This is a genomic window from Streptomyces sp. NPDC055078 (assembly GCF_053607985.1).
Genome location: NZ_JBSGUP010000170.1, coordinates 1 through 13,323, shown reverse-complemented (window position 1 = coordinate 13,323; position 13,323 = coordinate 1). Strand labels below are relative to the sequence as shown.

Below are 13,323 nucleotides of genomic sequence, written 5' to 3'. Positions count from 1 at the left end.
GAATACAGACAGCCAAGCATCTAATGAATTGCAATTTTTTGCAATTCATGGACATGCGAAAACTGTCCTGGGGTCAGTAAGGGTTCCCTTCGTTGTACCGGCGGACCGCCCAGTCGTCGTCGGGGCCCCAGTAGCCGCCGTCGACGGACGGGTCGTACTCCTGACGCCCGTATCCGGGCGGGCCGTACCCGGAAAGATCCTGTCCCGGCACACCGGGGTCCTGGGCCGGGACGCCCTGGGGCCCGGTGCCCTGGACGGGGACGCCCTGGGGCGGGGTGCCGTCCGGACCGTACCCCTGCGGTGTCTGCTGCTGCATGTACTGCTGGGGGTAGGGCTGCTGGGGCTGCTGCTGTACGGGGCCCTGGCCGTGCGCCGGGTGGGGCAGATGCACCTGGGACTGCTGCATGTACTGCTGCTGCTGTGCCGCGCGCTTGTACACCTGTCCGCCCATACCGCTCTGGTACTGGTGCTGCTGCGCGTGCTGGTGCTGGCGTGCGTAGGGGCTCCCGGGCTGCAGGTGGCCGTGTGTGTAACCCTGGGCCGTCAGATACGGGACCGGGTCCGGCTCCGGAACGTACGGCCGTGCCGGCTCGGGCCCGGACGGTGTGAGGACCTGCTCCTCGACCTCGGCCGGCGACTCCACAGCCTCCACCGCCTCGGTCGCCTCGGCCGTTTCGGGCCGGTCACCGGGGAGGAGGATCTCGACGTGCTCGGTACCGGCCTTGCGGCGCTGCTCGCCCCACTCCTCGATCTGGGCGCTGCACGCCATGTCGAGGTGGGAGATGCCCCGGGCGTCGATCTGGACGCGGGCCTTGTCGGAGATGGACTCCATGGCGTCGATCAGTTTGGCGAGGCGGAGGAAGGTGGCGTTGCCGCGCAGCTCCAGCTTCCCGAAGTCGCCCTCGGTGGTCTTGTGGATGGTCATGGTGGACATCCGCAGCACGGTGAGGACGATCGCGACGGCCAGCCCGGCGAGCACGCCTTCGAGAAGGTTGGCGATCACGATGGCCAGCGTGGTGATGATCATGACGATGCCCTCGCCACGATCGGCCTTCCACATCTGGGTGAAGGCGGGTGGGTTGAAGAGCTTCCAGCCGGAGTGGAGCAGGATGCCGGCGAGTACGGTGACGGGGATGAGGCCGAGCAGTCCGGGGAGCAGCAGGCCGAAGCCGAGCAGCCAGGCGCCGTGCAGGATGCGGGAGATCTTCGTCTTGCCGCCCGCCTGGACATTGACCGCGCTGCGGACGATGACGGCCGTCATGGGCAGGGCCCCGAGCACACCGCACACCGTGTTGCCGACGCCCTGGGAGAACAGTTCCTTGTTGTACTCGGTCCGGGCCCCGGTGTGCATCCGGTCCACGGCGGCGGCGCTGAACAGGCTCTCCGCCGAGGCGATGATGGTGAAGGTGACGATCATCATCAGGACGGCCGGGTCGAGGAGACCGCCGAGGTCGGAGGGGCCCACCGGGTTGATCGCGCCCAGCAGGTCCTCGACGACGACCTTGTTCACATCGAAGCCGGGCAGCGAGGCCACGATCGAGCCCAGCATCACCGCCACCAGCGGGGCGGGGATCTTGCCCACCGGGTCGGGGACCTTCTTCCACAGGAAGCAGAGCACCACGGTCAGGCCGCCGAGGATCAGCGCGGCGCCCTTCTGCTTGTCCCCCAGCACCGACTGGGCCAGATCGGGCAGTCCGCCGAGGTTCTTCAGGGCGGTGCCGAGCTGCTTGGAGTCCACCAGGGCGTAGGTCTGGCTCAGGATCAGCGGGAGGCCGATACCGGCGAGCATGCCCTGGACGACGGAGAGGGAGATCGACTGGAACAGCCGCCCCATCTTCAGCATCCCGAGACCCATCTGCAGGATGCCGGAGATGAGGACGACGGGTCCCAGGAGTTCCACTCCGTGTTCGGTGGTGAACTCCAGTACCAGGACGGCGAGTCCGGCGGCGGGTCCGGAGACCTGGAACGTACTGCCGGGGAGGAAGCCGACGATCAGACCGCCGACGATCCCGGAGATGATCCCGAGCGACACCGAGACTCCCGATGCCGCCGCGACCCCGATGCACAGGGGCAGCGCCACCAGGAAGACGACGACCGAGGCCACGAAGTCGGTGCCGATGGAACCGGAGAGGGAGGGGGACGCGGCGGATTTGGCCGGTGGGCCGCCGCCGCTCCGTTTCGCGTGCCGGCCCGCACCGGGACGAGTTCGTTCAGTTGACACAGTGTTCCTTTCACCGCATCCGGGCCGGCCGGGGAGCAAGGGGGTGCCCGTGTCCGGCGAGCCGATGCGTATGGGGGGAGAAACGGGCCCGGGTGCACTGCCGCCGGGGGCTCGGCGAGGTCGGCGGAGCCAGGAACTCCCGGCCGTACCGGCTCGGCGTACCGTGCCGGTGGAACGGGCGGGATCGCCCGGTGACCGGAGCCCATGGGACTCTTCGAGGTCCCCGGGGTCCGGTCCGGCGGTGCGGGCGGCGAGCGCAGAGCCCTAAGGGGCCACGCGGTGCCAGAAGTCACGTGCGCTGACCATCGGCCGCTTCATCTTCACGCTCCTCGCAGAGCCGGCGGGCGAAGGCCGACACGGAGTGACACCCGGGGATGTCCTGCGCCCGGAAGCATGCGCCCACGCCATGAGCCGCCCGTGAGATCGCTATGAGAGATCTCTCATGGGCGGGCGCGCCCCGGGCGTGCCGCGCGGATCGCGCGGGAGGCCGCCACGGTCGCTGTGACCAGCGGCACCGTCCGGCCCCCACAGGCCCCGGCCGCCGTGCGGACGCTCCGAGCTGTGGTGCTCCCCGGCCGGGCCCTCGGCGTACGGGAGCGGGCCCCGCGGCGTACGGGAGCGGGCCTCGGCGGGCCGGAGAGAAGCGGTGGAACGGGGCGGACAACAGCCCGAATTGTGCGGTCGACACGACCAACTGGTGGGACTACTCTCGGACTTGGTCTAGACCGCAGGGCGTCGCCGATGGCTCCCCACCAGCCCGCGACCGCCCCCACCCCCACAGGAGCGAAGCATGCGCGGAAAGCTCACCTCGTCATTGATCGGCCTCGGCATCGTCGGCGCCTCCCTGTTCGCCACCGCGGGCAGCGCGCAGAGCCACGGCTATGTCGACTCCCCCATCAGCCGGTCACAGCTCTGCGGCAACGGCACCGTGCAGGACTGCGGCCAGATCGAGTGGGAGTCCTGGAGCGTCGAAGGGCCCAAGGGCTTCCCGCAGCGGGGCCCCGCCGACGGCACGCTCTGCTCGGGCGGCAACGGCCGCTTCGCCGAACTGGACGACCCGCGCGGCGGTAGCTGGCCCACCACACAGGTCGGCGCCGGGCAGAGCCACACCTTCACCTGGCGCATGGTCGCCCGGCACGCCACGACCGACTTCCGCTACTACATCACCAAGGACGGCTACGACCCCACCAAGCCGCTGACGCGTGGTGACCTGGAGCCGCAGCCGTTCCTGACCGTGCCCTTCGGTGACCGCCAGCCGGACTTCACCGTGTCCCACTCGGGTGTGCTGCCCAACAAGTCCGGCAGGCATCTGATCCTCGGTGTCTGGACGGTCGCGGACACCGACAACGCCTTCTACGCGTGCTCCGACGTCACGTTCTGACGCCCACCAGGACCCCGTGTGCCAGCACACGGCCGCACAGCGATTCGCGTACTTCCCCACGCGTAGTCGACCATCCAGCCGTACGGATCCGTACGGCTGGATGGGTGTGGTGTGTCCGGTGTTCCCGGTGTGTCCACGGCCACGGGCACGGGCGCGCGGCCTACTCTCATCAGGCTCTTCGGGCGGGCCTTTCGGGCGACCCTCAGGCCCTTCCGGCGCTTCCGCGCCCCTCAGACCTTTCGCGCGACGCCGACGTACAGCGGCACGCCGTCGTCGTCACCGCCCGCGCCACCCGGTTCCGGATGCCAGTCGCCGACCAGCCGCAGCCCGGGATCGACCGGTTCGAGCCCCTCGAAGAAGGCACTGACCTCGGCCAGCGAACGCGGCCTCAGCGGCACCCCGTTGCGGTGGTAGATGTCCACGATGCGCTCCATGGTCACGCGGTCGACGTCGGCCGTGCCATGGGAGAGCACCAGCAGGCTGCCGGGCGCCAGGGGTTCGATGAGCCTGCGCACCAGCCCGCCCGGATCGTCCGCGTCGGGGATGAAGTGCAGCAGCGCCACCAGCGAGAGGGCGATCGGCCGGTCGAAGTCGAGCACGGAACGCGCGCCTTCGACGATGGCGTCGGGGTCCCGGACATCGGCCTGGACGTACTCGGTCCGGCCCTCGGCGCTGCTCCGCAGCAGCGCCTCGGCGTGCCGGAGCACAATGGGGTCGTTGTCCACATACACCACCCGTACGTCGGGCGATACGGACTGGGCGATCTGATGGAGGTTGGGTTCGGTGGGGATGCCGGTCCCCACGTCCAGGAACTGGCGGACGCCCTGCCGGGCGAGCCGCCGGACGGCCCGGTGCATGAACCGGCGGTTGGCCCGCGCTCCGGCGCGTGCCTGCGGATAGAACGAGAGCACCTGCTCGGCCGCGGCGACATCGACGGGGTAGTGGTCCTTGCCCTGAAGAAAGTAGTCGTACAGCCGGGCGGGATGGGGCTTGCTGGTGTCGATCAGTCCGGAGTCGTCGGCGCTGTCAGAACTGTGAGAGCTGTGAGAGCTGTGAGATTTGTCGGTGCTATCGGTGCTATCGGAGTCAGTCGTCACGTCGTCCGTCACGGTGATCGTCCTCCCTCGGTCGGTGGGGGCCCGGCGTGCTCCGCCGGCCGGTCGGGTGCGGTACGGGACGGGTCAGGGGATCAGGAAGTCGGCGTCGCCGTTCTTGACTCCCTGGATGAACGCGGACATCTCCTGTGACGTATAGACCAGGGCCGGACCGTCGGGATCGGTGGACTGGCGCAGCGCTATGCGCCCGTCCGACAGCTTCTTCGCCTCCACACAGGAGGCACCATTGGGGCCGCTCCATGGCTTGCGCCACTCCTGGTCGCCCAGTTCGAAGCCGGCATGGTGGATACGCCTGGTCATTCCATCTCCTTGCGGATGCCCCACAGGACATCTCTGGTCTTCCTCGGTGGTGTCGCCTTCACGATCATCTGGTCGAGGACTTCCCGGTAGACACCGATCTCCGCGGTGCCCTCGATGTAGGCGGAGCGGGTCAGGCTCTCGCAGTACAGAACATCGGGGAAGTCGTAGCCGTCGAACCTGAAGAGTGCGAAGGGGCCGTACGCGCCCGGATGCGCGCCGGAGCGGAACTCGGTGATCTGGAGGGCGACGTTCGGCAGTTCGCACGCCTCCATGAGCCGGTCGAGCTGTCCCCGCATGACCCGGGAACCGCCGACCGGACGCCGCAAAACCGTTTCATCCATGACGACCCACAGCCGGGGGGCGTCCTGGCGGGTGAGCACGAGCTGTCGTTCCCGGCGCAGACCGACCCGGCGGTCCAGCTCCTCCCGCTCGACCCGGGGGAACCCGAGCCGCAGCACGGACCGGGCGTACTCCTCGGTCTGGAGGAGGCCGGGCACGAAGTGCGGTTCGTACGTCCGGATCTGCGCGGCCGAAGCCTCCAGGCTGACGTAGAGGCTGAAGATGTCCGGCAGCACATCGCGGTACCGCTGCCACCAGCCGGAGGTATTGGCCTTCTCGCTCAGATCGAGGAAGTCACGTTTCTCCGACCCGCCGACCCCGTACAGATCGAGCAGCGCCGACACGGTCACATAGCGCAGCGCGACCTCGGCCCGCTCCATCCGCGTCACCGTGGTGTGGGCCTGGCGCAGCTGCCGGCCCACCTCCATGGCGGTCATCCCCGCGGCCTTGCGCAGATTCTGCAGCCTTCTGCCCAGTACCAGTTGGAGCACCGTGGGTGCGGACCGCGCCTCACTCACGACCACAACCCCCTGTCTCCGACTGATTGTTGGGACGCAGTGTGCCATGAGCAGGACGCAGTGCACAGAACAGGAGTTCAACAACGCACAGTGCACAGTGATACTTGCCAACGATGCTACGGACGCTCATAGTTACGGAAGTGACTCAACTCACTCAAGTACGGTCCGAAAAGGCCAACGAGCCGTGTGTGCGGGCTTGTTGACGCCTCGGCCGAGCGGGCGCAGCCATCGCCCGCCGCGGATCGGCGGGGGTGGGTGAGACACCCGCAGCAGGGGCGCATCCGTGATCCACAGGGAGGGCGCCCCCGGTCCGGCAGCGCCCACCGTGAGGAATCGCCCGTGACTCTCTTCGCCACCCGCTCCGCCGGACGCACCGACCAGCGCTCCGGTACCGACCGAAGCTGTCTCTTCGAACTCCCGGCGCTGGGCCGCTCGGTGACCGTCGCGCGCCGTATCGTCCGCAGCTATCTCGACGGGTACGCGCGCAGTGAGGACCTCCGGGAGTCGGCCGCCCTGGTGATCAGCGAGCTGGTCACCAACGCGGTGCGCCATACCGGAGGTCTCCTGGTCACCTGCTGCGTCCAACTGGAGGCGCGCGCGGTGCGCATCGAGGTCGAGGACCAGGGCAGCGTGGGGGCGCACATCAGACCCCATGTCGCGGCTGCCGACGAGGCGCGCGGGCGGGGGCTGTATCTGGTGGAGGCGGTCGCGAAGGACTGGGGGGTGCGCAGTCGCGGCGATGGGGCCGGGAGTGTCGTCTGGGCGCTTTTAGACGATTCCGACGACCAGTGAACGACACAACCGAACCGACCGACGGGCACGACCGGCACGACCGAACCGACCGCGCCCCGCTGAACGGGACCCCCTGAAGACGACTCCCCCGAACATGACCTTCTGACCGTGGACTGTGAACGCGGCTTTCTGAACCCGGCCTGCTGAGCGCACACGCCGAACGCGGCTTCCCACACCACAGCCCCCGCGCACCGCACCTGAACGCCATCCCCGCCCCGGGCACCGCCCGGGGCGGTTCTCGGTGTGCTCCCGGGACCAACTCCCGGACGCACGCGCCGACTTCAGGAGCGTCCACGTACCGGCGCGGACCCGGCATCGGCCGCCGGTCCCCGGCAGGCGGCTCCCGGTCCGTGGTTACTCACCGTCCCCGCGCACTCAGCGCTGAGCACACAGTGAGACGAAGAACACGCCCAACGACCGTCACAGAACTCCCAACAGGACCACACACCTCGCTCACCTTCGATGGAATCCCACCAACACCACGAGTCTCAGTGACCGTAGAAGTCACACCGACCACAAAGGAGACCGTGCGCCTCGCATCGTCATGACCGGGGCACATCCATGCCATCAAGCGGGAGGCTGCCTACGCACCACAACCGAAGCACACCGCGCGCCTTCTGATCCAAGGTCACGCGCTCTGCTTCATCGTCGACCCCTGCCGCGGTCGACACCTCTCGCGCACATCCGCATCACAGCAGAAAGACCACTACCGCCATGAACATCACCGTTCTCGGACAGGGTTACGTCGGGCTTCCGTTGGCCATGCGCGCGGCCGAAGCCGGGCATCACGTCACCGGTTATGAGCCGGACCCCTCACGATTCTCTCATCTTAGCGCCGGGAAGTCCTACGTCGAGGACATACCCTCCACTCGGCTCCGCGACGCCCTCGCCGCCTGCACCTACCGGGTCAGGCAGGACTCCCCCGGCCTCAAGGGCTTCGACGTCGCCGTCATCACGGTCCCCACCCCTCTCACCAACCGCGCGCCCGACCTGACCTGCGTCCGTGACGCGGCCCGCACCCTCGCCCGCTACGTCGAGCCCGGTTCCACCGTGATCCTGGAGTCGACGACCTACCCGGGCACCACCCGCGATGTGCTCGTCCCCCTCCTCGAAGAGGGCTCCGGTCTCACGGCCGGCGTCGACTTCCATGTCGGCTTCAGCCCGGAGCGCATCGACCCGGGCAACACGACCTGGCGGTTCGAGAACACGCCCAAGATCGTCTCCGGTCTCACGGCCGGCTGCCTCACCCGGGTCAAGGCGTTCTACGACACCCTGGTCGAGGAGACCGTGCCCGCCCGGGGGCTGGAGGAGGCCGAGCTGTCCAAGGTCTTCGAGAACACCTTCCGGCACGTCAACATCGCCCTGGTCAACGAGCTGGGCAAACTCGGGCATCTGCTCGGCATCGACGTCGGCGACGCGCTCGACTGCGCGGCCACCAAGCCCTTCGGGTTCATGCGCTTCACCCCCGGGCCCGGGGTCGGCGGACACTGCCTGCCCATCGACCCGGTGTATCTCTCCCACCACGTACGGCAGCAGCTCGGCGAGACCTTCCGGTTCGTGGAACTCGCGCAGGAAGTGAACGAGCGCCAGCCCGCCTATGTGGTCGACCGGCTGCAGAGCGCCCTGAACCGGAGCGGCAAGTGCCTCAAGGGCGCGCGCCTCCTGGCCCTGGGGCTGACGTACAAGGCCGGTACGTCCGACACCCGGGAGTCCCCCGCCCGCAGTGTGGTCGAACTGCTCACCGCCAAGGGCGCGCACTGCACGGTGGTCGACCCCCATGTCGCCGGCCACCCGGGCGTCCAGCACCTCAAGACGGCCACCGCACTGGACCTCGCCACAGCGGACGCGGTCCTGGTCCTGACCGATCATCCCGAGTTCGACTTCGAGGCCGTGCACGAGAACGCCTCGTATGTCCTCGACACCCGCCGGGTGGTGCCCGCCGGAGCCCATGTGGAGCAGCTCTGAGCCGCCCACCGGGGCCGGCCGGCCCCTGCCGGCGATGTCCACCGAAGAACCCCGAAGAAGCACGAAAAAGACCGCAGCAGACCGCAGAAGCCCGCAGCAGAATGAGGAATCCGTGTCAGAGAACTCACAGCTCGCCCGCACCGGCTCGGCCGCCGGAGCCATCGTGGTCGGGGGGACCGTCATCACCGGCTGGTGGCTGCTGGGCATCGCCGCCCTCATCGTGTGTGCCGGGGCCGTGCTGATCCGCTTCAGCTTCCGCCGCGACCGCACCATCGGCGAACGATGACCCCGAGAGCCCTGGCCGCCCATCCGCACCACTCCGGCACCGTCCTCGCCGGAGCCATCGCGCTCACCGCGGCGGCGGCCTGGGCCGCGCAGCACGCCATCTCCGCCACCCACTACGGGGACGCCACCCGGGGCCGGCTGGGTGTGGTGTGGGCGATCACCTTCGTCCTGCTGATGGCCCAGACGGTGATGTACCACCTGGACCGGCCCCACCGGGCCACTCCGCGCATCCTCCGCCAGCTCGCCGATCTGCATGTCGCCGTCCTGGTGCCGGCGTACAACGAGGACGACGGCTATCTGCGGATGGGGCTCCAGTCGCTGCTGGACCAGACCCGGCTGCCGGACAGTGTGCATATCGTCGACGACGGCTCGACCAGTACGGACTACGCCGCCGTACGGCGGTGGTGGCTCGACTCCGCCCGCCGGGCGGGAATCCGGACGACCTGGCAGCGGGTGCCCAACGGCGGCAAGCGCCACGCCCAGGGCCATGGGGTCCTGGCCAGCCCCGAGGCCGATGTCTATGTGACGCTCGACAGCGACAGCTGTCTGGCGCCCAACGCGATCGAGGAGGTCCTCCTGCCGTTCGGCCGGCGGTCGGTCCAGTCGGTGGCCGGGATCGTCCTGGCCACCAACCACCGGGTCAATCTGCTGTCGCGGATCACCGACCTCTGGCTGCTGACGGGGCAGCTCGTGGACCGGTCGGCGCTGTCGACGGTGGGCGCGGTGCTGGTCAACTCCGGTCCACTGGCGGCCTACCGGGCCGAGGTGATCAGGGACAACCTCGACGCGTATCTGAGCGAGACGTTCCGGGGCAAGCCGGTGATGATGTCCGACGACAGCCTGCTCACCCTGTACGCCCTGCTGCGGGGGAAGACGGTCCAGCAGCCCACGGCGGTCGTGTTCTCCGCGATGCCCGAGAAGTTCGGGCATCTGTGCCGGATGTATCTGCGCTGGATGCGCGGTTCGACGATCCGCTCCCTGTGGCGGATGCGCTATCTGCCGGTGACCGGGGTGGCGTACTGGATCCATCTGCTGCGCTGGTTCCAGGTGGCCCTGTCGACCGGTGTGCTGGTGTGGCTGCTGGCGATCGAACCGCTGAAGTACGGCAACAACCCGGACGCGTCGTTCCTGCTGATCCCGTTCTTCATCGGCTGGGCGCAGGGGCTGCGGTATCTGAGCATCATCCGCTCCGACGAACGCATCCGCTCCCGGCTCGTGACGTGGATGCTTATGCCGCTGGCCGTGGTGTTCGCCTGGACGGTGCTGCGTTTCATGCGCTGGTACGGGGCCGCCACCTGCGCCAACACGGGCTGGGGCACCCGGCAGGGCGGTGCGGAGGTCTCGCTGGACCCGGGCGGGCAGTCCGCGCCCGAGGCTCCCGGCGTCCCGGACGCGCAGCCGTTCGGTGAGGCGGAGGCATACGGTCCGGCTGAGCCCTATGGGCCGACCGAGCCGACCGGGCCGTATGACCCGTACGACCCGTACGCGCATCAGGATCCGTACGGACAGCCGCAGCCGTACGAGCAGCCACAGCCCGTGCCGTACGGACAGCAACAGCCGTACGGACAGCCGCAGCCGGTGCCGTACGGGCAACAACAACAGCCGTACGGACAACAGCGACCGGTGGCGTACGGGCAGGAACAAAGCCCGTACGAGCAGCTGCGGCCGGTGCCGCACGGACAGCAACAGCAGGCGTACGACCAGCCGTACGCGTACGCCCAGCCCTATCCGCAGGCACCGCTCGGCGCACCGGCCCGGCTTCTGGAGCCGCGCACCGAGCCGTCCTGGGAGATACACAACCGGTGAATCCGAACCGGGCGGGGCCCGCCCGCTGAGCGCGCCGATCGCCGAACGCCGTCCCGTCCGCCCGGTGTACCCCCCGCCGGGCGGACGGGGCCGCGTTCGACGGCGCGGCTCCGGGCCGGGGCACAACACACGGGCCACGCACCCCGGCCGGGCCGTGGTTCACTCAGGGCCCCGGCAGCCCGCGCGCCGGTTCGGCCGCCGCGCGGTGCCGGCCGGCGCGGCCCGCCACGGCGGGGGCGGCGGGCACGGTCGCCGTCACCACCAGCCCTCCGTCGGGGCGGGGTGCGGCGGTGGCGTCGCCCTTGTGGGTCCGCGCCACCGCGCGCACGATGGAAAGACCCAGTCCGCTGCCCCGGGCGGAGCCGACGCGATCGGTCAGCCGCCGGAAGGGCTCGAAGAGGACGGGGATCTCATGGGCGCTGATGACGGCGCCCGTGTTGGCCACACAGATGTGCGCGCCCGAGGGGCCGACGCCGGTCTCCACCCGGAGCCAGCCGTTCCTGACGTTGTACTTGATGGCGTTGTCGACCAGATTGCGGACGAGTTGTTCCAGCAGGACGGGATCGCCCACGGCGGGCGCCGGGCCGGGCGCGGCCTCGACGGTGATGCCCCGCTCCGCCGCGCCGGGTCCGGCGAGGGTGAGGACGGCCGCCGCGATCTGCCCGAGGTCGACGGGCAGGGCGCCGGTGACGGTGCTCTCGGCGCGGGCCAGGGTCAGCAGTGAGTCGATCAGCCGCTCGTGGCGCTCGTTGACGGCGAGCAGGTTCTCGCCGAGGCGCCGCACCTCGGGGGGCGCGGACGGCCGGGCGACGGCGACCTCGACCAGGGTGCGCCCCACGGCCAGCGGGGTCTTGAGTTCATGCGCGGCGTTCGCGATGAACCGGTCCTGGCCCGCGAACGCCTCGTCCAGCCGGTCCAGCATGCTGTCGAAGGAGTCGGCGAGGCGTTTCACCTCACCCGGCGGCTCGTCCAGGTCGATGCGCTGGTGCAGGGTGCGGCCCGCGATGCGCTCGGCGGTCGAGGTGATACGGCTGAGCGGGCGCAGCAGTCTGCCCGCGACCAGCCAGCCCATGGTGGTGGCGACGACGCCCACCCCGAGGACGGTCATCCCGCCCTTGGCCATGAGGTTGCGCCGCATGGAGTCGAGGATCGCGGCCCGGGACGCCGGGTCGATCAGCACGGGCGCCACCGGCTTCACGGACTCCCGCGGGCCGGCTCCCTGCCGGCCGAGGCCGTCCGGGCCGTCCGTCCCGGCCTCCGACTGCGGGGGTTTCGACGGCTTTCCGGCGGGGGCGGGCACATCCGTGGGGCGGGCCGGTGTCCGCTCCCGGGGCTCCGGGTTCCGGGGCGGGACCGTCGTCGACTCCACGGTCGGGAACGGCAACTGGAGTGTGTACTCCATGCTGTTGCCGACCAGGATCAGCGCACCGCCGAAGATGGCGGCGCCCGCGACGAAGAACATCAGCCCGAAGACGACGGTGAGCCGGACCCTGAGACTGCCGCCGAGGGCTCGCAGGATCATCGGATGCGGTAGCCGACGCCGGTCAGCGTCTCGATGACCGGCTCGCCGCCGAGCTTGCGCCGCAGGGAGCGCATGGTGACCCGTACGACGGTCGTGAAGGGGTCGACGTTCTGGTCCCAGGCCCGCTCCAGCAGCGCCTCGGCCGACACCGGGGCGCCTTCGGCCCGCAGCAGTTCCTCCAGTACGGCGAACTCCTTGCGGGACAGCGAGATGTACTTGCCCTCCCGGGTGGTCTGGCGCAGATGGGTGTCGAGGCGGATGCCCGCCCGCTCCAGCACCGGCGGCACCACGGGCCGGGAGCGGCGGCCCAGGGCGCGGATCCTGGCGACCAGTTCGGCGAAGGCGAAGGGCTTGGTCAGATAGTCGTCGGCCCCGAGCCCGAGTCCGGCGACCCGCTCGGCCACCGTGGTGGAGACGGTGAGCATCAGCACCCGTACCCCGGAACCGGAGGCGACGGTACGGCGGCAGACCTCATCGCCGTGGACCAGGGGAAGGTCCCGGTCGAGGACCATCACGTCGTACGTGTGCACCGAGGCGTTCTCCAGCGCCGACGCGCCGTCGTGGACGACGTCCACCGCGAACCCTTCCTGGCGGAGCCCCTCGGCCATCGCATCGGCGAGCATCTCCTCGTCCTCAACCACGAGCACCCTCATACGTCTCCTGCCGCTCCCTCACCGCGCCGGCCCGGTTCAAGCCAACCGGATCAAGCCGAACCGGAACTAGCCGAACCGGATTGAGTAGTCAAGTATCCGGGTCCGATGTGAAGACAGCGTGAGCGGCTTCGCTCACCGTGGCCGCACGCCCGATGACGTCCACTGGTAGACACCACCCGGACGACGGCTCCCCATGGACACACCACCGCCGTTCACTCCTCACGAAGGCTGATCGACCATGTCGCACCAGCGGCTCACCGCCGCCCCGGACCGCCCGGACACCGCCACCCGTTCGCGGCGGCGCAGACGCGCTTCCGCCGGCCGGACCGCCCTGCTGACGCTGGTGGCGCTCACCGGGGCCGGAGCCCTGGTGTGGGCGGGGTGCGCCGCGGTGCCCGACCCGCCGGGCGGGTCGGCCGCCGCTCC

12 protein-coding genes are annotated in these 13,323 nt (G+C 69.8%); 6 read left to right on the top strand and 6 right to left on the bottom strand.

Annotated features, from left to right (window positions below; all coding sequences use genetic code 11):
- Positions 1-73: 73 nt before the first annotated feature.
- On the bottom strand, positions 74-2,221 hold the full coding sequence (locus tag ACWF94_RS16745; RefSeq protein WP_453488177.1) for a SulP family inorganic anion transporter: 2,148 nt from the start codon (positions 2,219-2,221) through the stop codon (positions 74-76).
- Between the two features lie 790 nt (positions 2,222-3,011).
- On the opposite strand from ACWF94_RS16745, the gene ACWF94_RS16740 reads away from it, so the two are divergent.
- Positions 3,012-3,602 carry a lytic polysaccharide monooxygenase auxiliary activity family 9 protein gene (locus ACWF94_RS16740; protein WP_453488175.1) on the top strand — a complete coding sequence of 197 codons (591 nt, stop codon included), beginning with the start codon at positions 3,012-3,014 and terminating at the stop codon, positions 3,600-3,602.
- Positions 3,603-3,832: 230 nt separating this feature from the next.
- Here the strand turns inward: ACWF94_RS16740 and ACWF94_RS16735 are convergent, their stop codons facing one another.
- The 3 genes from ACWF94_RS16735 to ACWF94_RS16725 all read right to left on the bottom strand — a co-directional run bounded on the left by ACWF94_RS16735 (position 3,833) and on the right by ACWF94_RS16725 (position 5,874).
- Positions 3,833-4,609 (bottom strand): SAM-dependent methyltransferase, encoded by a 777-nt coding sequence (locus ACWF94_RS16735; protein ID WP_453488179.1) that lies wholly within the window; start codon positions 4,607-4,609, stop codon positions 3,833-3,835.
- A gap of 174 nt (positions 4,610-4,783) precedes the next feature.
- Positions 4,784-5,017: a DUF397 domain-containing protein gene (locus ACWF94_RS16730; protein ID WP_453488174.1), complete on the bottom strand. Its 234-nt coding sequence runs from the start codon at positions 5,015-5,017 to the stop codon at positions 4,784-4,786.
- On the bottom strand, positions 5,014-5,874 hold the full coding sequence (locus tag ACWF94_RS16725; protein WP_453488172.1) for a helix-turn-helix domain-containing protein: 861 nt from the start codon (positions 5,872-5,874) through the stop codon (positions 5,014-5,016). The genes ACWF94_RS16730 and ACWF94_RS16725 overlap by 4 nt, the downstream gene beginning before the upstream one ends.
- 339 nt (positions 5,875-6,213) lie before the next feature.
- Between ACWF94_RS16725 and ACWF94_RS16720 the strand changes: the two genes are divergently transcribed.
- From ACWF94_RS16720 to ACWF94_RS16705, 4 genes are all read left to right on the top strand, one after another.
- On the top strand, positions 6,214-6,666 hold the full coding sequence (locus ACWF94_RS16720) for an ATP-binding protein (protein ID WP_453488170.1): 453 nt from the start codon (positions 6,214-6,216) through the stop codon (positions 6,664-6,666).
- A 714-nt stretch (positions 6,667-7,380) separates the two neighbouring features.
- Positions 7,381-8,631 (top strand): nucleotide sugar dehydrogenase, encoded by a 1,251-nt coding sequence (locus tag ACWF94_RS16715; RefSeq protein WP_453488168.1) that lies wholly within the window; start codon positions 7,381-7,383, stop codon positions 8,629-8,631.
- Between the two features lie 112 nt (positions 8,632-8,743).
- The gene (locus ACWF94_RS16710) at positions 8,744-8,917 is read left to right on the top strand and encodes a hypothetical protein (RefSeq protein WP_453488166.1); all 174 of its coding nucleotides are present in this window, start codon (positions 8,744-8,746) and stop codon (positions 8,915-8,917) included.
- On the top strand, positions 8,914-10,722 hold the full coding sequence (locus ACWF94_RS16705) for a glycosyltransferase (protein WP_453488164.1): 1,809 nt from the start codon (positions 8,914-8,916) through the stop codon (positions 10,720-10,722). The genes ACWF94_RS16710 and ACWF94_RS16705 overlap by 4 nt, the downstream gene beginning before the upstream one ends.
- 163 nt (positions 10,723-10,885) lie before the next feature.
- On the opposite strand, the gene ACWF94_RS16700 is transcribed toward ACWF94_RS16705, so the two are convergent.
- Positions 10,886-12,244, bottom strand: coding sequence for a sensor histidine kinase (locus ACWF94_RS16700; protein WP_453488162.1), 1,359 nt, complete (start codon positions 12,242-12,244; stop codon positions 10,886-10,888).
- Entirely contained in the window at positions 12,241-12,897 is a 657-nt protein-coding gene (locus ACWF94_RS16695; RefSeq protein ID WP_453488160.1) for a response regulator transcription factor, read from the bottom strand. The genes ACWF94_RS16700 and ACWF94_RS16695 overlap by 4 nt, the downstream gene beginning before the upstream one ends.
- 238 nt (positions 12,898-13,135) lie before the next feature.
- Between ACWF94_RS16695 and ACWF94_RS16690 the strand changes: the two genes are divergently transcribed.
- On the top strand, positions 13,136-13,323 hold a 188-nt coding region (locus ACWF94_RS16690), incomplete at its 3' end, for a hypothetical protein (RefSeq protein ID WP_453488159.1).